1 protein-coding gene is annotated in these 514 nt (G+C 65.8%); it reads left to right on the forward strand.

Annotated features, from left to right (window positions below; genetic code table 11):
- Positions 1–514: potassium-transporting ATPase subunit KdpA (locus DAI20_RS20405; RefSeq protein WP_205781554.1), on the forward strand; the 514-nt coding region annotated here is incomplete at both ends.

Raw genomic sequence — 514 nt, forward strand, 5'->3', positions numbered from 1 at the left:
GGTGGCGGCTGGTACGGCCCGAACAGCAGCTTCCCGCTGGAGAACCCGACCCCGCTGTCGAATGCGCTGGAAATCGTCGGCATCCTGCTGGTGCCGATGGCGGTGATCTTCATGATCGGTGCGTTCACCGGCCGACGTCGCTTCGGCGCCCTGGTGTTCAGCTGCATGCTGGGCATGTCGCTGCTGTCCACCGGCGCGATGATGTGGAGCGAAGGGCATAGCGCCAGCGCCGCCACCCCGCTGCTGATGGAAGGCAAGGAAGTGCGCTTCGGTGCCGACGGCACTGCGCTGTGGGCGGCGGTGACCACCCAGGTCTCCAACGGTTCGGTCAACGGCATGCACGATTCGCTGGCACCGCTGAGTGGCGGCATCGCGATGGTCAACATGCTGGTCAGCGCGATCTGGGGCGGCATCGGTTGTGGCCTGCAGCAGTTCATCGTGTACCTGCTGCTGGGTGTGTTCCTGGCCGGGTTGATGACCGGACGTACGCCGGAACTGTTCGGCCGCAAGCTGG

This window comes from Planctomonas deserti, from assembly GCF_003067705.1.
Lineage (GTDB): Bacteria > Actinomycetota > Actinomycetes > Actinomycetales > Microbacteriaceae > Planctomonas > Planctomonas deserti.